This window comes from Pantoea sp. KPR_PJ (assembly GCF_041386365.1).
Taxonomy (GTDB): domain Bacteria; phylum Pseudomonadota; class Gammaproteobacteria; order Enterobacterales; family Enterobacteriaceae; genus Pantoea.
Genome location: NZ_JABMIK010000001.1, coordinates 794,289 through 812,234, shown reverse-complemented (window position 1 = coordinate 812,234; position 17,946 = coordinate 794,289). Strand labels below are relative to the sequence as shown.

23 protein-coding genes and 1 pseudogene are annotated in these 17,946 nt (G+C 58.6%); 11 read left to right on the top strand and 13 right to left on the bottom strand.

The window, feature by feature from the left end:
• Window position 1: 1 nt before the first annotated feature.
• From HP564_RS03880 to HP564_RS03855, 6 genes are all read right to left on the bottom strand, one after another.
• Window positions 2–946: a transketolase family protein gene (locus HP564_RS03880; protein ID WP_371240328.1), complete on the bottom strand. Its 945-nt coding sequence runs from the start codon at window positions 944–946 to the stop codon at window positions 2–4.
• Complete coding sequence (locus tag HP564_RS03875; protein WP_371240326.1) at window positions 939–1,769, bottom strand: transketolase; 831 nt, start codon at window positions 1,767–1,769, stop codon at window positions 939–941. Before HP564_RS03875 ends, HP564_RS03880 begins: the two co-directional genes overlap by 8 nt.
• A 94-nt stretch (window positions 1,770–1,863) precedes the next feature.
• Entirely contained in the window at window positions 1,864–2,970 is a 1,107-nt protein-coding gene (locus HP564_RS03870; protein WP_371240324.1) for an ABC transporter permease, read from the bottom strand.
• Window positions 2,971–2,972: 2 nt separating this feature from the next.
• Entirely contained in the window at window positions 2,973–4,487 is a 1,515-nt protein-coding gene (locus HP564_RS03865; protein WP_371240322.1) for a sugar ABC transporter ATP-binding protein, read from the bottom strand.
• Complete coding sequence (locus tag HP564_RS03860) at window positions 4,484–5,092, bottom strand: DUF2291 family protein (protein ID WP_371240320.1); 609 nt, start codon at window positions 5,090–5,092, stop codon at window positions 4,484–4,486. The genes HP564_RS03865 and HP564_RS03860 overlap by 4 nt, the downstream gene beginning before the upstream one ends.
• Before the next feature lie 11 nt (window positions 5,093–5,103).
• Window positions 5,104–6,045, bottom strand: coding sequence for a D-ribose ABC transporter substrate-binding protein (locus tag HP564_RS03855; protein ID WP_371240318.1), 942 nt, complete (start codon window positions 6,043–6,045; stop codon window positions 5,104–5,106).
• Window positions 6,046–6,228: 183 nt separating this feature from the next.
• On the opposite strand from HP564_RS03855, the gene HP564_RS03850 reads away from it, so the two are divergent.
• Complete coding sequence (locus HP564_RS03850; RefSeq protein ID WP_371240316.1) at window positions 6,229–7,176, top strand: sugar-binding transcriptional regulator; 948 nt, start codon at window positions 6,229–6,231, stop codon at window positions 7,174–7,176.
• Between the two features lie 4 nt (window positions 7,177–7,180).
• Here the strand turns inward: HP564_RS03850 and emtA are convergent, their stop codons facing one another.
• Window positions 7,181–7,810, bottom strand: a complete 630-nt coding sequence (gene emtA / locus HP564_RS03845; protein ID WP_371240314.1) for a membrane-bound lytic murein transglycosylase EmtA — start codon at window positions 7,808–7,810, stop codon at window positions 7,181–7,183.
• 165 nt (window positions 7,811–7,975) lie between these two features.
• Here emtA and ldcA point away from each other — a divergent pair, with 165 nt between their 5' ends.
• Window positions 7,976–8,902: a muramoyltetrapeptide carboxypeptidase gene (gene ldcA, locus HP564_RS03840; protein WP_371240312.1), complete on the top strand. Its 927-nt coding sequence runs from the start codon at window positions 7,976–7,978 to the stop codon at window positions 8,900–8,902.
• Window positions 8,903–8,924: 22 nt separating this feature from the next.
• On the top strand, window positions 8,925–9,587 hold the full coding sequence (locus HP564_RS03835) for an MBL fold metallo-hydrolase (protein ID WP_371240310.1): 663 nt from the start codon (window positions 8,925–8,927) through the stop codon (window positions 9,585–9,587).
• Here the strand turns inward: HP564_RS03835 and HP564_RS03830 are convergent, their stop codons facing one another.
• The 3 genes from HP564_RS03830 to HP564_RS03820 all read right to left on the bottom strand — a co-directional run bounded on the left by HP564_RS03830 (window position 9,588) and on the right by HP564_RS03820 (window position 10,752).
• Window positions 9,588–10,001 (bottom strand): GNAT family N-acetyltransferase, encoded by a 414-nt coding sequence (locus HP564_RS03830; RefSeq protein WP_371240308.1) that lies wholly within the window; start codon window positions 9,999–10,001, stop codon window positions 9,588–9,590. It abuts the gene before it with no gap.
• Between the two features lie 21 nt (window positions 10,002–10,022).
• Window positions 10,023–10,406: a hypothetical protein gene (locus HP564_RS03825; protein ID WP_371240306.1), complete on the bottom strand. Its 384-nt coding sequence runs from the start codon at window positions 10,404–10,406 to the stop codon at window positions 10,023–10,025.
• Window positions 10,407–10,527: 121 nt separating this feature from the next.
• Complete coding sequence (locus HP564_RS03820; protein ID WP_371240304.1) at window positions 10,528–10,752, bottom strand: YgdI/YgdR family lipoprotein; 225 nt, start codon at window positions 10,750–10,752, stop codon at window positions 10,528–10,530.
• Between the two features lie 97 nt (window positions 10,753–10,849).
• On the opposite strand from HP564_RS03820, the gene HP564_RS03815 reads away from it, so the two are divergent.
• Window positions 10,850–11,206, top strand: a complete 357-nt coding sequence (locus HP564_RS03815; RefSeq protein ID WP_371240302.1) for a DUF4186 domain-containing protein — start codon at window positions 10,850–10,852, stop codon at window positions 11,204–11,206.
• A 36-nt stretch (window positions 11,207–11,242) separates the two neighbouring features.
• Here HP564_RS03815 and HP564_RS03810 read toward each other — a convergent pair whose 3' ends face one another.
• Window positions 11,243–11,422 carry a hypothetical protein gene (locus HP564_RS03810; RefSeq protein ID WP_371240300.1) on the bottom strand — a complete coding sequence of 60 codons (180 nt, stop codon included), beginning with the start codon at window positions 11,420–11,422 and terminating at the stop codon, window positions 11,243–11,245.
• A 214-nt stretch (window positions 11,423–11,636) separates the two neighbouring features.
• Between HP564_RS03810 and HP564_RS03805 the strand changes: the two genes are divergently transcribed.
• Complete coding sequence (locus HP564_RS03805; RefSeq protein WP_371240298.1) at window positions 11,637–11,966, top strand: hypothetical protein; 330 nt, start codon at window positions 11,637–11,639, stop codon at window positions 11,964–11,966.
• Window positions 11,967–12,028: 62 nt separating this feature from the next.
• Window positions 12,029–12,595, top strand: coding sequence for a hypothetical protein (locus HP564_RS03800; protein ID WP_371240296.1), 567 nt, complete (start codon window positions 12,029–12,031; stop codon window positions 12,593–12,595).
• Between the two features lie 27 nt (window positions 12,596–12,622).
• Here HP564_RS03800 and HP564_RS03795 read toward each other — a convergent pair whose 3' ends face one another.
• Entirely contained in the window at window positions 12,623–12,829 is a 207-nt protein-coding gene (locus HP564_RS03795; protein WP_371240294.1) for a DUF2767 family protein, read from the bottom strand.
• 123 nt (window positions 12,830–12,952) lie between these two features.
• A pseudogene (locus tag HP564_RS03790) lies at window positions 12,953–13,660 on the bottom strand (DJ-1/PfpI family protein).
• 234 nt (window positions 13,661–13,894) lie between these two features.
• Between HP564_RS03790 and HP564_RS03785 the strand changes: the two are divergent.
• From HP564_RS03785 to dgoD, 5 genes are all read left to right on the top strand, one after another.
• Window positions 13,895–14,368: a GNAT family N-acetyltransferase gene (locus tag HP564_RS03785; protein WP_371240292.1), complete on the top strand. Its 474-nt coding sequence runs from the start codon at window positions 13,895–13,897 to the stop codon at window positions 14,366–14,368.
• A 236-nt stretch (window positions 14,369–14,604) separates the two neighbouring features.
• Window positions 14,605–15,300, top strand: a complete 696-nt coding sequence (locus HP564_RS03780; protein WP_371240290.1) for a FadR/GntR family transcriptional regulator — start codon at window positions 14,605–14,607, stop codon at window positions 15,298–15,300.
• On the top strand, window positions 15,297–16,178 hold the full coding sequence (locus tag HP564_RS03775) for a 2-dehydro-3-deoxygalactonokinase (protein WP_371240288.1): 882 nt from the start codon (window positions 15,297–15,299) through the stop codon (window positions 16,176–16,178). The genes HP564_RS03780 and HP564_RS03775 overlap by 4 nt, the downstream gene beginning before the upstream one ends.
• Window positions 16,162–16,779: a 2-dehydro-3-deoxy-6-phosphogalactonate aldolase gene (locus HP564_RS03770; protein WP_371240286.1), complete on the top strand. Its 618-nt coding sequence runs from the start codon at window positions 16,162–16,164 to the stop codon at window positions 16,777–16,779. The genes HP564_RS03775 and HP564_RS03770 overlap by 17 nt, the downstream gene beginning before the upstream one ends.
• The gene (gene dgoD, locus HP564_RS03765; RefSeq protein ID WP_371240284.1) at window positions 16,776–17,924 is read left to right on the top strand and encodes a galactonate dehydratase; all 1,149 of its coding nucleotides are present in this window, start codon (window positions 16,776–16,778) and stop codon (window positions 17,922–17,924) included. Before HP564_RS03770 ends, dgoD begins: the two co-directional genes overlap by 4 nt.
• Window positions 17,925–17,946 lie beyond the last annotated feature (22 nt).

Genomic DNA, 17,946 nt, shown 5'->3' with positions numbered 1-17,946 from the left:
CTCAGGCTCCCGCGCAAAGGCGCACTGCACTGTTCACCACGCTCGCGGCATCAATACCGTGACAGGCACGGGTAGAGGCGCGATCGCCCGCAATGGCGTACTGACCGTCAGGAATGCCGAGGCGCAGCAGAGGAATGCCACAGCCGCCCTCTGCCAGCACTTCTGCCACCAGACTGCCGACGCCGCCGTTAACGTTGTGCTCCTCCACAGCGATAACGGCTGGATAGTGATGTAACAGGTTGCGCAGCTGTTGGGTATCACAAGGTCGAATGGATGGAACGCTGATCACACCGGCCGAGATCCCCTGCTCTGCCAGCCGCTCGGCTGCGCGCACGATCTCATGCACCGTTGAGCCCATCGCCACCAGCGCAATATCCTTTCCTTCCCGCAACAGGTCGATGTTGCCCGGCATAAAGCGGTAGCTCTCGTCGTGCAGCTGCGGCAGATCTTTACCGTCGAGACGAATATAGACCGGGCCGACGTGCGCAAGCGCGTAGTCGATAATCTGGCGGCACTCCAGCGGGCAGGATGGGGCATAGATTTCGATGTTGCCGAAGCCGCGCATTATCGCAATGTCATCAATGCTGTGATGGGTGCTGGCGAGCGGGCCGTAGCTGGCCCCGGCGTTAAGGCCAAACAGCTTGACGTTGGTGTTGTTGTAACAGACATCGACTTTAACCTGCTCGTTGGCGCGCGACACCAGGAACGGGGCGGCGTTACAGGTTACGGCGATCTTGCCGCCCAGCGCCAGACCGGCGGCGGTGCCGACCAGCGTCTGTTCGGCAATTCCCACGTTGACCAGCCGATCGGGAAAGGCCTTGATAAAAGGTGAGATTTTTGCGGTGGAGGTCGAGTCCGCCACTACCGGCACCAGATCAACGCCGCGGTTAACCGCGTCGATAAAGGCGTCGACCATGACGCTGGCTAAATGTTGTGCATTACTCATCTTTCAGTTCCTCCAGGGCCAGTTCAATCTCTTCGCCTTTCGGCACGCGATGGTGCCACTCCGCTTTACTCTGAATAAAGGAGACGCCATAGCCCTTTTCGGTATGCGCTACGATAACCTGCGGCTTGCCGTTCTGCGGCAGGCTTTCGAGGGTGTCAACCACTGCCGCCATGTCGTTACCGTTGCATTCGGTCACCTCAAGGCCAAAGGCTCGCCATTTCTCCGGCAGCGGATCGGTGTTCATGATGTCGCGAGTCGATCCCGCCAGCTGTAATTTGTTCTTGTCATTAATAATGATCAGATTATCCAGGCCGTAGTGGGCTGCCACCAGCGCCGCCTCCCAGTTGCTGCCCTCTGCCAGCTCGCCGTCGCCGGTTACCACGAAAATGCGCCGTTTACTGCCATCCTTTTTTGCCGCAATCGCCAGCCCGACTGCCACCGGCAGACCATGGCCCAGCGCGCCGGTATTCAACTCAACGCCGGGCGTTTTCTGGCGCACCGGATGACCCGGCAGGTGCGAGTCGGCATGCTGGTAGGTCGGCAGCCAGTCGGTGGGAAAATAGCCCGCTTCCGCCAGTACACAGTAGTAGCCGCCCACCGCATGGCCTTTCGACTGGATGTAAATGTCACGCTGCGGATCGTCGAGGCGGTCTGGCGCGCAGTTGAGAATGCGAAAATAGAGTGCGGTTACGATGTCCGCCTGCGAGAGATCGGCACCGGTATGGCCGCCTGCCGGACTGCCCGCGTTAAGCTGGATAATGCGGCGGCGCACGGCGCGCGCCTTGCGCTGCAATTCGTCGACCGGGAGCTTGAAAGGATTCATACATCACCTCTGAATTTAAAATCATACTTGAATATATATTCATACCAGGTAAAAAAAGGGGTGCAGCAAATGTTGATACCTGCACCTCAACCGATTAATGCTTAGCTGGCTCGCCCTCCTCGATCAGCGCCTTCTGTGCAACCACCGCTGCTTTCTGCTGCATGCGGTTTTGCATCTGGTCGATGATGACGGCGATGATGATGACAATGCCCTTAATCACCATCTGCCAGAATTCACTGACGCCCATCATGATCAGACCGTCAGCGAGAAAGCCGATCACAAACGCGCCGATCAGCGTGCCGAGAATGGTGCCGCGACCGCCAGCCAGCGAGGTGCCGCCCAGCACCACCGCCGCAATGGCGTTCATCTCAAATGAGGTGCCGTTGGCCGGATGGCTGGCCACCAGCTGCGACGAGACCACAATGCCCGCAATCGCCGCGCAGAAGCCCGAAAGGGTATAAACCCAGATTTTTATCTGTTTCACCCTGACGCCAGAGAGCTCAGCCGCGCGTTCGTTGTCGCCGATGGCATAAACCTGACGGCCAAACGGCAGGCGGCGCGCCACATAGGCAATCACCAGCGCCAGCACGATCATCATCCAGATGGCGTAGGGCAGCCCCAGCAGCGATCCGGCCCCGATCCGATCAAAGCCGGTGTTACCCAGCAGCGGGTTGCCCTGCAGACCGGGAAAGGTTTCGCCGCCTGAGGTCAGCATTGCCGCGCCGCGCAGGATATACATGGTGCCCAGCGTGCAGATAAAGGGGGCGACGTTATAACGCGTAATAATCCAGCCGTTGGCCGCGCCGATGAGCCCCCCCACCAGCAATACCAGCGGCACAATGACCCAGACGCTGGGGAAAATGGCGATGCCGAACATCGGCAGTACAATGCCTTTGGTGATCAGCCAGCCGGCAATCATGCCGCACAGTCCCAGCGTTGCGCCGATGGAGAGGTCAATGCCGGCGGTGATAATGACAAAGGTGATGCCCAGCGCCAGGAAGGCGTTGATGGCGATATGCTTCACCATGATCACCAGGCTGCCAACCGCAAGAAAGTCTGGAACGGTAACCGCAAAAAACCCCACGATTAAAAACAGCGCGATAAAGGTACGCAGCTTCAGCAGCAGCAGAATGATGCCTTCGCGCGAGTTAAATACGTTTGCCGGTTGTCCTGCCATCGTCATAGCGTTATTGCCTTTCATGCTCAGAACCCCTGTGCGCTTGCTTTCACCAGCGCTGACTCTTCCGCATCAGCGCGCGGAATATCAGCCGTAAGTTTGCCGCCTGACATCACCAGAATGCGGTCGGCCACCGCCATGATCTCTTTCAGATCGGAGGTGGAAAAAAGCACCGCGATCCCCTGCTCTGACAGCCGCACCATCATGCGAAACACTTCGGCTTTCGCGCCGACGTCAATCCCGCGGCTTGGCTCGTCGAGCAGCAGCAGACGCGGATTTGTCAGCAGCGAGCGGCCAATGACGACCTTCTGCTGATTGCCACCGCTCAGCGCACTGATGGTTACCTCGGGCGAGGAGATTTTGATCGCCAGATTGCCCACGGTCTGCGCTACCGCCTCCTGCTCCCGGTGCCGGGCGATAGCAAAGCGACCCGACAGGCGACGCCAGAGGCTGGCGATGGTGAGGTTGCTGGCGACTGACGACACCGGGAAAATCCCGGCGCGCTTGCGGTCTTCCGGCACCAGGCTCATGCCCATGCGGATACGCTCAGCCGGCGGCAGTCGCGTCGGCACCGGCTTGCTGTCGAGCCAGACTTTGCCAAGATAGTTGCGCTCGCTGCCGAGCAGACACTCAAACAGTTCAGTACGCCCCGCGCCCATCAGCCCATAGATGCCGACAATCTCCCCGGCGCGCACGTTAAAGGTGACGTCATCCACCAGCGTGTTACCGCCGGGGCTGACGCAGGTAATATGTTCCGCTTCCAGCACTGCCGCACCAAAGGTACGGTCATCGGGCAGGAAGTTGCTCATCGGCTCGCTGCCCAGCATTTCACGCACGATCCAGGGCACGTCGATGTCACTGACCTTTGCCTCTGCCTGAAAGCGGCCGTCGCGCAGAATGGTGATCCTGTCGCCAATCGCCATCAGCTCTTCAAGGCGATGCGAGATATAGATGACAGAGACCCCCTGTCGCGTCAGCTCGCGAATAACGCGAAACAGGGTGGCGACTTCGGTTTTACTCAGCGCCGAGGTAGGCTCGTCGAGGATCAGAATGTCGGCATCTTCCGCCAGCGCTTTGGCGATCTCCACCAGCTGCTGCTGGCCCACCTTGAGATTGCCGACGTGCTCGGCTGGCGAGACAGGCTGGTCAAGGCGCGCCATAAGCGCCGCGGTACGGCGCTCCTGCTCTGCTTCATTAATGGGCCTGATACCGCGTTGCAGTTCGCGGCCAAGAAAGATGTTCTCCGCCACCGAGAGGTTTTCGAACAGGTTCAGTTCCTGATGCACCATGCCGATGCCAAGCTTTGCCGCGGCGCGCGTGCTGCTCAGCACCACTTTTTCACCGTTCAGGAAGATCTCGCCGCTGGTTGGCTGCTGCACGCCCGCGAGAATTTTCATCAGCGTCGACTTGCCCGCCCCGTTTTCACCGATGATGACGTTGACCTTGCCGCGCCAGACGCGATAGTCGACGCGATCCAGCGCCAGCGTGCCGGGAAACAGCATTGAAATGTTGCGCGCGCTCAGGATGATCTCATCGCTCATGGCGTCTCTCCCTGCTTCAGCGACACCGCCATCACCTCATTAACGCTGTTGTGGCCCATCTCAACCGCCAGCAGCGCCTGCGCCGGTTTGCCGACCCAGCTCGCGTCCACTGCCGGCAGCTGCTGCACCGCGTGGCGGTTTAGCGCACGGGTCAGCTGCGCATACTGCACCTGATTGGTAAACTCCTCGAAGCGAAAACCGGCAGCATCACGCAGCGCGTTACTGCGGATCACCGGGCCCAGGCTCACGTTGACCGGTTTGCCATTCAGCGTCAGCGTCAGGATGCGCTCGCGGCTGTTGCTGGTATCCACCGCCTCAACCCTGCCGCTGGCGCGCACAAAGACGCTTTCGCTGCCGCCCGCCTTCACCGTTCCGCTTTTGGTTTGCATGTCTGCCCAGCTCATGGCGTGCTGCTGTGCCGTGTCGAGCACGCGGCTTTGCCAGCTCGCCTCAGCGATCTGCTGCGGCGTCTGGTTGCTGTAGCTCGGCTTCGCATGGGGATCTTTCGGCATGATCGGATTGCCGCTGGCGTCCAGATCCACCACGGTACAGCCGCTTACTGCTAACGCCAGTGTCATGACCACCGTAGCCCCAATCCGTTTCATGCCGCCTCCGGTTACTGCGCCAGGCTAAAGTTTTTCAGCTTCGACGCATTGCTTTCGTCAATCAGCACACAGTCCATTAGCTGCTTCTCTTCTTTCTGCGCTTTCCCGTTTTTCAGGTAGTAGTCCACCTGCTCCACCGCCATCTGCGCCTGCGCCCAGCCCGGCTGTAGCACCGTTGCTTTGATATTGCCCTTGTTGATGATGGAGTCGCGGGTATAGTCGCTGCCGTCAAACCCCACCACGATGACGTCTGTTTTACCGGCCGCTTTCAGCGCGGCTTCCGCACCCAGCGCCATAGTGTCATTACCGGAAATCACACCGGCAATATTGGGGTTCTTCTGCAGAATGGTTTCCATGCGGCTGAACGCCTCCGTCTGGCTCCAGTTGGCGCTCTGCTGCGCGACCATCTTCATGTCGGGGTAGTCATCCAGCACGTCGTGGTAGCCCTGCGAACGCACTCCCGCGTTGGTATCAGACTCTTTGCCCAGCAGCTCCACGTAACTTCCTTTGCCGTTAAGCAGGCGGGCGAACTTCTCTGCGCCCAGCTGCGCGCCCTGATAGTTATTGGAGACAATTTGCGCCACCGCGACGCCGGTTTTATTGATTTCACGGTCGATGAGAAAAGTGGGAATGCCTGCATCTTTGGCCTTTTGCACCGGGCCCACGGTGGCGTCCGCCCCGGCGTTATCCAGGATAATGGCCCTGGCCTTACGCGCAATGGCGGTTTCGATCAGCTGGTTCTGCTTATTCACATCGTCGTCGTGCGAGGCCACCAGCGTGGTGTAGCCAAGCGCTTTGGCTTTCTCCTGCGCCCCGTCAGCTTCCGCCTTAAAGAATGGGTTATCGTGCGACGGGGTGATGATTGCCAGCAGGCCGTTATCTGCGGCAGACGTAGCGGCCGAGAGCGCCATCAGTGAAGCCAGTAGGGTGATTTTGACGAGAGGTAGGTTCATCAGTTATTCTCCGCTTGAATAAATATTCAATTGCGATTTTATATTCAATATGACTATGCACCCGCGCTGGCCGGGTGCGCAACCCTGGTTGTTTAAAAAGCGAAAAGGATCACAAAATGTCCTGCGTTGTGATTTGCTGCGTCCTGGTTAACAATACCAGGCCGATACTGAGAGGAAGGATGAATGGCGAAACAGGATGAGCAACGGCTGATGGTAAAGATTGCCACGCTTTACTACAGCGAAGGGATGAAACAGTCAGAGATTGCGCAGCTGTTGAAACTGTCGCAGTCGTTTGTCTCGCGCATTCTTAACCGCAGCGTAAAGGAAGGCGTGGTGAAGATCAGCATTGTCCCGCCGGCTAATGTTTTTCCCACGCTGGAAAAGGCGATCGAACAGACCTACGGTCTGCCGCAGGCGATCGTAGTGGATGTGGCAGAAAACGCCTCACCGCAGCAGATCAAACAGGCGATTGGCTCGGCAGCGGCCCACTATCTGGAGACCCGCCTGCGCGCCGACGAGCTGATCGGCATCTCCTCATGGAGCGGCACTATCCGCGCGATGGTGGATGCGCTGCATCCATTAAACGTCCCCTGCAAAGGGGTGATTCAGCTACTGGGCGGCGTCGGTGCCAACGGTAACGTGCAGGCCACCATCCTGACGCAGAACCTGGCGGCGCTGCTAAACTGCCCGTCGTGGCTGCTGCCCTCCCAGTCGATTGAGCATTCGGTGCAGGATCGCCAGCGTCTGGCGGCCAGTCCCGACGTAGCGGAAGTGCTGGAAAAGTTCGAGCAGGTGGATCTGGCGATTGTCGGCATTGGCGACCTGGAGCCGTCGGCGCTGCTGCGTAACTCCGGTAACTACTACGATGAAGAGATGCTGCGCACCCTGGCGCAGCGCGGCGCGGTCGGTGATATCTGCCTGCACTACTTCGACGCACAGGGCCAGCCGGTGCTGAGCGCCGATGAAGATCCGGTGATTGGCATGGAGCTGGCACAGGTGCGGCAGTGTCCGCAGGTGGTGGCGCTGGCAGGGGGCAAAGAGAAGGCGCCCGCCATTCGTGGCGCGCTGCGCGGGGGTTATGTGAAGGTATTGATTGTCGATTACCCCACCGCGCGGCTGCTGATGGAGTAACCGGTCAGATAGTGCGGTACGCCGTGGTAACTTTCCACAGGTAGCGCGGCGCCTGCGCGGCGGGATGTTTATTCTGGACGTGCTGATAAAACTCCTCTGGCGACATCGCGTTAATCATGGCGATGGCCCGATCGCGGTCACGTGAGAAGGTTCGCAGCAGCGCACCCGCGCCGTTGGCGTAGGAGACGATAGTGGCGTAGCGCAGCGTCAGCGGATCGCGGATGCCGGAGAGCGCCGACTCTTGCAGGATCTTGATATAGGCGGTGCCGATATCGATATTTTTCGCTGGATCGCGCAGCTCAGCGGTCGAGGGTTGTCCGCGGCGACCCTGCACGCGGTAGACCTCACGGCCCGCCGTTGAGGCTTTAATCTGCATCAGGCCCACCGCGTTAGAGCGGCTGACCACGGCGGGGTTGCCGCCCGATTCGACACTAATAATGGCGCTGATCAGCTTCTCATCAACGCCATAATGACTGGCGGCATCTTCGGTGAACATCGCCCAGGCGGCATTGATGTTTGACGGCGGTGCCTGGGTCAGCGGGGTATTGCGGAGTTTAACCACCTGTTTAGGGGGTTCGCTGGCGCAGCCTGCCAGCAGTAGCGCAGAAAGGGCAAGGTATCGAAATTTCACCAATTATTCATCCTGATGCAAAAGGGTCGCACGCTATCATACCTGGCGCGCACAGCAGCAAAATTACCCTTTATCCTAATTGTGTTAAAAAAGGTTTGACGCAGTGACTTCCGTCGCGCTTTTCGTCATTATCGGCGCGTATCCCCCGCTAACCGCAGGAATAGCCTTATGATTTCGCGCTCAGTTCATCTTATCTCCCCTTCCGGATATTGCCATAACCAACCCGCTGCATGGCGGGGCGTTGAGCGGCTGCGCGCTGCAGGCCATCAGGTCGGTAATCTGGAAACCCTCAGCCGACGCTTTCAGCGTTTCGCCGGCAGTGACGCCGAGCGGCTTGCCGAATTTAACCAGCTGGCGCAGCTCGACGTGCTGCCCGATATCGTACTGGCGGTGCGCGGAGGCTACGGGGCCAGCCGGCTGCTGGCCAGTATTGACTATGTTGCGCTACAGCGTCGCCTGCTTAACCAGCCGCTGGCACTGTGCGGTCACAGCGACTTCACCGCCATTCAGCTGGCTCTGCTGGCGCAGACCGGCCTGATCAGCTTTAGCGCACCGATGCTGGCGGGCAATTTTGGCGCAGAGATCCCTTCAGCATTTACCCTGAATCATTTCTGGCAGGCGCTGACGTCACCTGTGGTGGAGGTCAGCTGGCGCAGTGAGACGCCCGATCGCGGCGAGTGGCAGGGCACGCTGTGGGGCGGCAATCTGGCGATGATCTGTTCGCTGATCGGTACCCCCTGGCTGCCGCAGTTTGATGACGGCATTCTGGTTATTGAGGATGTTAATGAGCATCCGTTTCGCGTTGAGCGCATGCTTATCCAGCTGCACCAGAGCGGTATCCTGGCGCGCCAGCGCGCTATAATTACCGGTAGTTTTACCAGCACCGCGCTCAGCGACTATGACAACGGTTTTGATTTTGCCAGCGTCTGGCACTATTTGCGTGAGGTGACCGGCCTGCCGGTGATCAGCAATCTCGCCTTTGGCCATGACGCCGATACCGTTACGCTGCCGTTCGGCGCGCGCGCGCAGCTGCGCGTAGATGATGGCCGGGCCGAACTACAGGCCACTGGCCATCCGGTGTTACCCGAGCATTAAGCCGTTCTCAGGGAGATCGCCATTGAAGCCGCTCTACGACGATTTGTGGATCTCCACGCCGGAATTTCCGGTCGAAGATACCGTTAACGACCTCATGATGCATGGGTTCCTGCTGCGCCATCCGCGCGGCAATCTGCTGATAGGCCGTGTCGAACACCCGCTCGATCACGAAGTGCTGGCGGACGAAGGCGGCGTCATCCGTCACTATCTGACCCACTGGCATGAGGCTGCGCCAGGCGCTGTCGCCATTCAGCAGCGCTTTAACAGCGCGCTCTACTGCCACAGCCGCTCGCTTGGCCCGGTCAGCCGGGTGCTGGAGCCAGACGATACGTTCAGCAAGCCAGAAACACACTTTGGCGACTTTCATCTGCTGCCGACGCCAGGCCATACGCCCGGTAGCAGCAGTTACCTCTACGCGTCACCGCTGGGCCGCACCTATCTCTTTGTGGGCGACACGCTGACGCGCGACCACCAGCGCTGGATTACCGTGCTGCTGCCGGAGAGCAATCCCCATGAGCTGCAACAGTCGCTGGAGTTCTATCGCACGCTGCGCCCTGACGTGGTGCTGATGAGTACCACCCGTGGGCACCTCTCCTGGGTGGAGGTAACGCTGCAAAGCTGGCTGGCGGCGATTGATGAGGCAGAGCAGCAGCCGCTGGACCGACGCCAGCCGCCGCTGTTTTAGTTAAAGCGTTTTGCTGAGATAGTGGCGCTGATGATGGCGCGGGTAGTTATCCAGGCTGAAGCGCAGGCTGTAACCGAGTTTTTCATAGAACGGGCGCGCCTGAAAGCTGGCGGTATCGACCTGCGCATAGCAGCAGCCGCGCTGCCGCGCCTCTTCTTCAGCCGCCTTCATCAGTTTGCTACCGATCCCCTGTCCGCGCAGCCCGTCACTGACCCACAGCATATCAATACGCAGCCAGTTGCCGGTGGTCGACCCGGTCAGCCCTGCCCGCTTCTGGCCGTGCTCGTCGGTAACGAATACGCCAATGGCCTTAATTTCATCGATATTGATAAAGCGGCTGTTAAAAGCATTCAGGCCGAGGCGCACCTCATCCAGATCCTGATGCGTGACGGCGTCTGTAACGTTCAGTTGCATAAACTCTCCGGCTAAAGTCGGTTATGAGTGCGGATGGTTGCGATCGTCATAGGGTTCCAGCGACAGCTGATCGACATTGCGCGTTTCGCTGCGGCTACAGGGTATCAGCCGGGCGCTGTCATGGTAAACGAAGAAAACGTCCCTGCTCGCCTTATTCACAATCAGCTGATCGCCGTTGCGAAAGCGGGTGATCGCGACTTTGTCGCCGCCGTCTAAACGGGTGTGCTGCTCGCCGGACGCAATCTGAAAGTGATGCTGCGGCCATGCCAGGGTGCTCAGGCCATACTGTGCGCGGGAAAGCGTCATGGTGGGCCGGCCGGGACAGGTGATCTGAAACTGCGTATCGCCCCAGGCAGTTGCCATGCAGCAGCTCAGTAAGCCAAGGGTGAAAAGTGAGGCCTTCATTGGCAAACTCCGTGATAGTTATCATCTGATTTATTGAGGTATTCTCAGACTAACAGACTCAACGGACGATGAAAGCGAATCGGCCCGCACGGAGCGGGCCGAAGTGTGTCAAAAGCTGTCGTTAATTGCCCACTTCCGACATATCCTTGATGCTGTCACGATTAATCTGCTGCTCTTTACCGTAGACGTCTTTATAGGTGATCATACCCGTATCGTCATCCACCTTCGGTTTACCCTGCGCCACAATAGTGCGGCCGTCGTTGGTGTGCAGTACGTGGTCGTTTGCGCAACCGGCCAGCATCAGGCCCGCGCTCAACATACCGATGGCTATAACACTCTTTTTCATATTTCCTCCTTCCTGGGTTCGCATTAGGTTTAGCACAGCCTGGCCAAAGCGAAACCAGGAACAGGTTGAAAACGCATTGATTCCTAAAGGAGATTGCATGAACCGGCAAGATGCCCTGTTTCAGCGGCTGGCGCAGTCACCCTTTCGCCGCCGCTTTCACCTGGGCGAAAAAGAGCGGGCGTATTGTCTGGCGAAGGGGCCGGAAGTGATTGACCAGCACGCGGCGGACTTTGTGGCACAGCGTCTGGCGCAGGCAGAGCCAAAGAACGACGGTAAGCAGACGCCGATGCGCGGCCATCCGGTATTTATTGCCCAGCACGCAACAGCGACCTGCTGTCGTGGCTGTCTGGCGAAGTGGCACGGTATCGCCGCCCATCAGCCGCTGAATCGCGCACAGCAGGACTGGATTGTGGCCGTGATCCACCGCTGGCTGGTGAGTGAGATGAACCGCTAGAGGTCCGGCGTGAGCTGTCACCACGCCGGACGGGAATTATTCTGCCGCTACCTCGGCGGCGATCAGCATCAGTGCCAGTGCGGCATTTTCTGCATCGAAGGCCTGCATGACGTCGCGGATTTCTCCAACGCAGGCCATTACCTGCTGCTTCTTTTCCGCCTCCAGCTTTTCAATCGCATGGCGGATAATCATTAGACTGGCTTCTTCTTCTTTCATTACGTTTCCCTTAAATCGCCCCAACTGATGCGCAAAGATGGCAAGAATACCTTTAATGTGCTACTCAAGTCACCCTTTGGTACGTCTACAGCTTAACTATTAAGCAAACCTCAAATGGGAAGCCGCGCGAGACCTGCTATGATCAGAACAGGCGGGACGCAACGCGTCGAAATTAGCGCCACGAAATTCCCAGGGACTGAAGCAGGTACAGGATATGTTGCGACTCACCTTACTGACAATCATTACGCTGCTCGCAGGCTGCGCCTCTGGCCCGAAAGGGGTGGATTGCCCCGGCGAAGTCAGCACACTCTACGGCCAGCCGATGGGCCAGACGCAGGCGACCATTTTTGACCTCGTCAGCGCCTTCACCGTCAGCCGTGATGGCGTTCGCGTGCAGAGTGGGACACTGCGTTCGCTGGATCGTTTCAAATATGTGCCCTCGGCGGTCACCGCTGAAGGTTATTACGCCCAGCGCCTGTCCGATAAGCAGTTCCGCCTGATTAATCCGCATGACGACACCATGATTACCTGGACATGCCCTTAAGCGTGCGTCCGACGTCTGAATCGTTTATTGTCAACGCTCGTCAGAGATCAGGCCAGGTGATTATGGAAAAGCGACTGGACAACAACGGCTATATAGATTTTCCCTTTCCCGCCACGCGTAATGAGGATGGCTCGCTGAACCCCTGCGGCATCGATTTGACGCTGGAGACCGACCGTATTGATGAAATTGCGGTGCTGACGCACTCTGCTAATCTGCGTCGTTTGCTGGAAGAGGTTAATTTGCAGGACGGACTGTTTATGACGCTGGCCTGCGACTGGCAGCAGCGCGATGACGCGGTATGTGGGTTTGTTGACGTTGCCTTTCGGCCGGAACACCCTGTAGCGCAGTCGGAGACGCTGGCACTCGAGCGGGCATTTGCAGACTATCTGCGCGAGCAAGCGGCGCAGCACCAGATGACAACAGACGCTCTGCTCAACTATGCGCGCAGCGTGCTGGACTGGGGCTGGTCACCGCTGCGCCAGCGTGGCCGGGCGTATGAAAAAATTACGGTGATGTATTACTGCCAGCAGCGTGACGAGGCGGAATGGTGTCTTGACCATCTGCGGCATTTTCTGGTGAGCTGGTATCCCGGCTGTCGCCCTGCTTTGCTGGCGTCATACACAGAGTAAAACCGGCTGCCTGCGCCGGTTTCACGCTCAGGGCTTCACCAGACGTATAGCGTGCTCCAGCATGCGTTGCTCATCGCGCTCGCTGTGCGTGCGGTGCAGGCGCGCTCGCTTGAGCAGACCGGAGATCTCTTCTCGCTTTGTCTCATGTCCGGATTCAGCCAGCACCACCACCGCATCGCCAATCACGCGGCAAACTTCATCATAATCATCTTCATTTAATACATCGCGTTTCATTACCCCTCCTGATTTGCCTTGCCGGTTATGGGAAAACCCTGTCCAGAAACAGTAGTCAGGATTGGTACAGCCTGCAAACCAGACGGCAGGCAAACGCCTGAGCAGGTCAGACAATGCTCGTTATCAGGCCTGCGTCTGTTTTCGCAGTCTGGCGGCCGCTTTTACCGTGGCCTGTCGCCTCTTCTCAATAAAAGGTGCCATCTGTTCCCGGGCTTTTTTAAGCAGCTCATCTGATGCGCGGTGAGGCGAGCCACAGGTAAAGGGAGGGGCAGGATCATATTCCATCTGGAGCTGGATAGTTTGCGCTATATCTCTGCCGAACATCTCGGAGACGACGCTCAGCGCAAAATCGATGCCTGACGTTACCCCTGCGCCGGTTATTCGGTTGCGGTCGTGCACCACGCGCTCGCTTACCGGCTCTGCCCCCAGTAAGGCAAGCTGATCGAGAGACGCCCAGTGCGTGGTGGCCCGGTATCCGTCCAGCAGCCCCGCAGCCCCCAGCACCAGCGACCCGGTGCAAACCGAGGTGATCAGCTTTACCTGCTCACTTTGCGTGCGAATAAACGACAGCACCTCGTCATCCTCCATCAGGTTTATCTGTCCCGGTCCACCCGGAATGCAGATCACATCCAGTCTGGGGCAGTGGGCAAAGGTCGTGGTCGGGGTTATCGCCATGCCGCGATCCGACACCACTGGCGACAGATCTTTCTAGATGAGGTGGACCCGGGTATGGGGTGCCCTGGCAAAAACTTCAAAGGGGCCAGTCAGATCAAGCTGAGTCAGACCGGGAAACAGCAGCAGACCCATTGAGACAGAAGCAGCATCACTCATAAAACATCCTTTTTATCAGAAGGCAATAAAGGCAGCTTTCCGTCTGCTTCCGCTCTTCAGCCACAGCAGAGAGCAGGCCAACAGACACGCCGGGCTGTGAACGACTTTACGCGATTTGCCTTCTGTTGCCACAGCAAACATCGCTTACTCACTTCACTGAATTTTATCTGTTGGCCCTGGCGCGCCTGTGGTAAACCTGAGGCACTGAGAGAGCGTTACCTGCAAGGAGAAGCGATGAGAATCAGACTGGCGCTGCCGGAGGAGGCAGAAACATGCTGGACTATCCGTAACCAGGCAATACGCCATGGATGCCGTCACAGCTACGATGCGGCGATCATCGCCGCCTGGACACCGGAACAGATGCCCGCCAGCTACAGGTGTGCGATCGCTGAGCACCCTTTCTTTGTGGCTGAGTGCCCCGATAACCGGCTGGCAGCGACCGGCTTTCTGGACCTTTCTACCGCTAGCGTAGAGGCGGTCTTTACCTTACCGCACTACAGCGGTCAGGGATTAGGCAGCCTGATTATGGACGCGATCAAGCGAGAGGCCCGAGAACGAGGCTTTGACCAGCTGACCTTATCTTCAACCCCCAACGCCCGGTCATTCTATGAGAAGCAGGGTTTCACCCTGGTGCGGGAGAGCCGCTATTCCTCTGCGCTTGCGCAGGCTGAGCTGCGCTGTCTGGAGATGCTGTTAACGCTCCGCTAAGGTGTCCGGCAGCGTGCGGTTAAGTCCGCCTGGCCGCTGCCTGACATCGCCCCCTTTTCTGCCGTTTACCTCTCCTCTGCCCCGCCCGCAAACTGTCTGTTTTGTGATCTACATTGTAGTACAATCTTTATTTTTAGCACTACAATGGCCACATGGTTATCTGATCTCAGCATGGTGCGATCCGGTGACCGACAGCGGTAAAGTAGCTGCACCCTTACCCAACCGCATGGAACATCATGAAAGACACTATCAGCAAAACGGACCGTATCATTCTGACCCTGGGTGAAGAGATCGTATCGGGCAAATATGTTCCCGGCGCCTCTCTGCCTGCCGAAACCGAACTGTGCGATCAGTTCGCAACCTCGCGAAACATTATTCGCGAGGTGTTTCGCGCACTGGTGGCCAAACGGCTGATTGAGGTCAGGCGCTACCGCGGAGCCTTTGTGACGCAGCGCAGCCAGTGGAATTTTCTCGACAGCGATGTCCTGCAATGGTCACTGAAACACGATCAGGATCCTCGTCTGATTGCCGCCATGAACGAGGTGCGCAATCTGGTTGAGCCGCAGATTGCCCGCTGGTCGGCGGAACGTGCCACCTCCCGCGATCTGGCTAACATCGAGGCGGCGCTTAACGATATGGTCGCGCACCATCACGACCGTGAGGCTTTTAACCGGGCGGATATTCGTTATCACGAAGCCGTGCTGGAGTCAGTGCATAACCCGGTACTGCAGCAGCTCAGCGTTGCCATCAGCTCTTTGCAGCTGGCGATATTTGAGCGCACCTACATGCCAGACAGCGGCAATATGCCAGACACCCTGCGTGAGCATAAGGCCCTGTTTGAGGCGATTCGCCATCAAAAGCCCGATGAGGCCGAGCAGGCGGCACTGACCATGATCGCCAGCTCAACACAGCGACTTAAGGACATTCATTGAACAGCTATATTGCGATCGACTGGGGTTCGACCAACCTGCGAGCCTGGTATTACCACGACGGCGTCTGCCAGCAGGCACGGCGCTCTGAATCGGGTATTACGCGTTTAAATGGCAGAACGCCGGCCGAGGTTTTCCATGCGGTCACGGAGGGCTGGCCGGTTGATGATCTGCCCGTGATCATGGCTGGCATGGTCGGCAGCAATGCGGGCTGGATGAATGCCCCCTATCTGCCCTGTCCGGTCTCGCTGGAGGATATCGCCTCACACCTGACCCGGGTAGAACAGCGCGGCTGGATTGTGCCGGGGCTGAGCATTCATGCCGAGGATAATGTGAACGTGATGCGCGGCGAAGAGACGCAGCTGCTGGGTGCCGCCCGGCTGCTTCCCGCCTCCTGTTACGTGATGCCCGGCACGCACTGCAAGTGGGTCAGCGAGGCGCAGCGCCAGATTGTCTCCTTCCGCACGCTGATGACCGGAGAGCTGCACCACCTCCTGCTTAACCACGCGTTAATCGGGACAGGCTTACCTGAGCAGGTTGCAGACGCAGATGCGTTTCGCCAGGGGCTGGAGACAGGCGTGCACGACCGCAGCATTTTGCGTCGGCTGTTTGAAGTCCGTGCGGCGCACGTTCTGGGCGTGCGTCCGCGCGAATCGGTCAGCGAGTTTCTTTCCGGCTTACTGATTGGTCACGAGGTGGCACTGATGGCGGAGACGTTTGTCGAGGAAAAGACGGCCCCCTTAACCCTTATCGCCGGTCCTGCACTGGCCGAACGCTATCTGCAAGCGATGGCGTTGTGCGGCCTGCCAGCTCAGCGGCTGGACAGCGATCGGGCTTTTCAGCACGGGATCAGGAGCATTGCCAATGAACTGGATTACTGAGTTGCCGCTGATTGCTATTTTGCGCGGCATTCGTCCCGACGAGGTTGAAGCGCACGTCGGTGCATTAACTGAGGCAGGTTTTGACGCCATCGAGATCCCGCTGAATTCTCCTGACTGGGCGCGCAGCATAGCCCATCTGGTGACAACATATGGCGACCGCACGCTGGTGGGGGCGGGTACCGTACTGACGCCCGGCCAGGTGGATCAGCTGGCCGCGATGAACAGCAGGCTGGTGGTGACCCCAAATACCGACGCCGCGGTGATCCAGCGCGCCGTGGCGCAAGGGATGACGGTGGCAGCGGGCTGCGCCACGGCCTCAGAAGCCTTTGCGGCGATCCAGGCCGGGGCGCAGGCGCTGAAAATCTTTCCCTCTTCCGCCTTTGGACCGGACTACATCAGAGCGCTGAAAGCCGTGCTGCCTGCGGATGTGCCCGTCTTCGCCGTCGGCGGCGTGACGCCGCAAAACCTTCGTGCGTTTCTGGCTGCGGGATGCGTGGGCGCAGGACTGGGCAGCGATCTTTATCGCCCCGGCCAGCCGGTTTCACGTACTGCAGAGCAGGCACGCGCTTTCGTTGCAGCCTATAAGGAAGCCATATCATGAAAATCACCCGAGTCACCCTCTATCGCTTACCGCCGCGCTGGCTGTTTCTCAGGATTGAAACGGATGAAGGCGTAACGGGCTGGGGAGAGCCGGTCATTGAAGGACGGGCAAGAAGCGTCGAAACGGCGGTTCATGAGCTGTCAGACTATCTCATCGGCCAGGATCCGGCACGCATCAACGATCTATGGCAGGTCCTGTACCGTGGTGGCTTCTACCGTGGCGGCCCTATTCTGATGAGCGCAATCGCGGGAATCGATCAGGCGCTGTGGGATATCAAAGGCAAGGTGCTCGGCGTACCGGTCTGGCAGCTGCTTGGCGGCCAGGTTCGCGACACGATTAAGGCCTACAGCTGGGTAGGCGGCGATCGCCCTGCCGAGGTTATCGCCGGCATTCGTAAAATGCGTGAAATCGGTTTTGACACCTTTAAGCTTAACGGCTGTGAGGAGATGGGCATGATTGAGAGCTCGCGTCAGATCGATGCCGCCGTCAGTACCGTCGCGCAGATTCGGGAAGCATTTGGCAGCGAGATTGAGTTTGGCCTGGATTTCCACGGTCGCGTCAGTGCCCCGATGGCCAGGATCCTCATCAAAGAGCTTGAGCCCTACCGTCCGCTGTTTATTGAAGAGCCGGTGCTGGCCGAACAGGCGGAATACTACCCGCGCCTGGCCGCTCAGACGCATCTGCCGATTGCGGCGGGCGAACGCATGTATTCGCGTTTTGAGTTCAAGCGCGTGCTGGAAGCGGGCGGTCTGGCTATCCTTCAGCCCGATCTCTCCCATGCGGGCGGCATTACCGAGTGTTATAAAATCGCGGCGATGGCAGAGGCGTATGACGTAGCGCTGGCCCCCCACTGCCCGCTGGGCCCGATTGCCCTTGCCGCCTGCCTGCATGTCGATTTTGTTGCGCGCAACGCGGTGTTTCAGGAGCAAAGCATGGGCATTCACTACAACCAGGGGGCCGAACTGCTGGACTATGTTGTGAATAAGGAGGACTTCAGTATCACGGGCGGACACTTCTCACCGCTCAACAAACCTGGTCTTGGCGTGGAAATAGACGAGGCGCTGGTGGCGGAACGCAGTCAGCATGCCACAGACTGGCGCAATCCACTCTGGCGCTTCCCGGACGGCAGCGTCGCCGAATGGTAGCGCGCGTCTGAAACCGGCAGAC

Coding starts and splice junctions, on each gene's coding strand:
- HP564_RS03785 (WP_371240292.1), top strand. CDS start 13,895: ATGAGAATCAGACTGGCGCTGCCGGAGGAGGCAGAAACATGCTGGACT.
- HP564_RS03770 (WP_371240286.1), top strand. CDS start 16,162: ATGAACTGGATTACTGAGTTGCCGCTGATTGCTATTTTGCGCGGCATT.
- HP564_RS03810 (WP_371240300.1), bottom strand. CDS start 11,422: ATGAAAGAAGAAGAAGCCAGTCTAATGATTATCCGCCATGCGATTGAA.
- HP564_RS03865 (WP_371240322.1), bottom strand. CDS start 4,487: ATGAGCGATGAGATCATCCTGAGCGCGCGCAACATTTCAATGCTGTTT.
- HP564_RS03860 (WP_371240320.1), bottom strand. CDS start 5,092: ATGAAACGGATTGGGGCTACGGTGGTCATGACACTGGCGTTAGCAGTA.
- HP564_RS03815 (WP_371240302.1), top strand. CDS start 10,850: ATGAACCGGCAAGATGCCCTGTTTCAGCGGCTGGCGCAGTCACCCTTT.
- ldcA (WP_371240312.1), top strand. CDS start 7,976: ATGATTTCGCGCTCAGTTCATCTTATCTCCCCTTCCGGATATTGCCAT.
- HP564_RS03830 (WP_371240308.1), bottom strand. CDS start 10,001: ATGCAACTGAACGTTACAGACGCCGTCACGCATCAGGATCTGGATGAG.
- HP564_RS03795 (WP_371240294.1), bottom strand. CDS start 12,829: ATGAAACGCGATGTATTAAATGAAGATGATTATGATGAAGTTTGCCGC.
- HP564_RS03870 (WP_371240324.1), bottom strand. CDS start 2,970: ATGAAAGGCAATAACGCTATGACGATGGCAGGACAACCGGCAAACGTA.
- HP564_RS03875 (WP_371240326.1), bottom strand. CDS start 1,769: ATGAATCCTTTCAAGCTCCCGGTCGACGAATTGCAGCGCAAGGCGCGC.
- HP564_RS03780 (WP_371240290.1), top strand. CDS start 14,605: ATGAAAGACACTATCAGCAAAACGGACCGTATCATTCTGACCCTGGGT.
- HP564_RS03880 (WP_371240328.1), bottom strand. CDS start 946: ATGAGTAATGCACAACATTTAGCCAGCGTCATGGTCGACGCCTTTATC.
- dgoD (WP_371240284.1), top strand. CDS start 16,776: ATGAAAATCACCCGAGTCACCCTCTATCGCTTACCGCCGCGCTGGCTG.
- HP564_RS03850 (WP_371240316.1), top strand. CDS start 6,229: ATGGCGAAACAGGATGAGCAACGGCTGATGGTAAAGATTGCCACGCTT.
- HP564_RS03800 (WP_371240296.1), top strand. CDS start 12,029: ATGGAAAAGCGACTGGACAACAACGGCTATATAGATTTTCCCTTTCCC.
- HP564_RS03825 (WP_371240306.1), bottom strand. CDS start 10,406: ATGAAGGCCTCACTTTTCACCCTTGGCTTACTGAGCTGCTGCATGGCA.
- HP564_RS03820 (WP_371240304.1), bottom strand. CDS start 10,752: ATGAAAAAGAGTGTTATAGCCATCGGTATGTTGAGCGCGGGCCTGATG.
- HP564_RS03855 (WP_371240318.1), bottom strand. CDS start 6,045: ATGAACCTACCTCTCGTCAAAATCACCCTACTGGCTTCACTGATGGCG.
- HP564_RS03805 (WP_371240298.1), top strand. CDS start 11,637: ATGTTGCGACTCACCTTACTGACAATCATTACGCTGCTCGCAGGCTGC.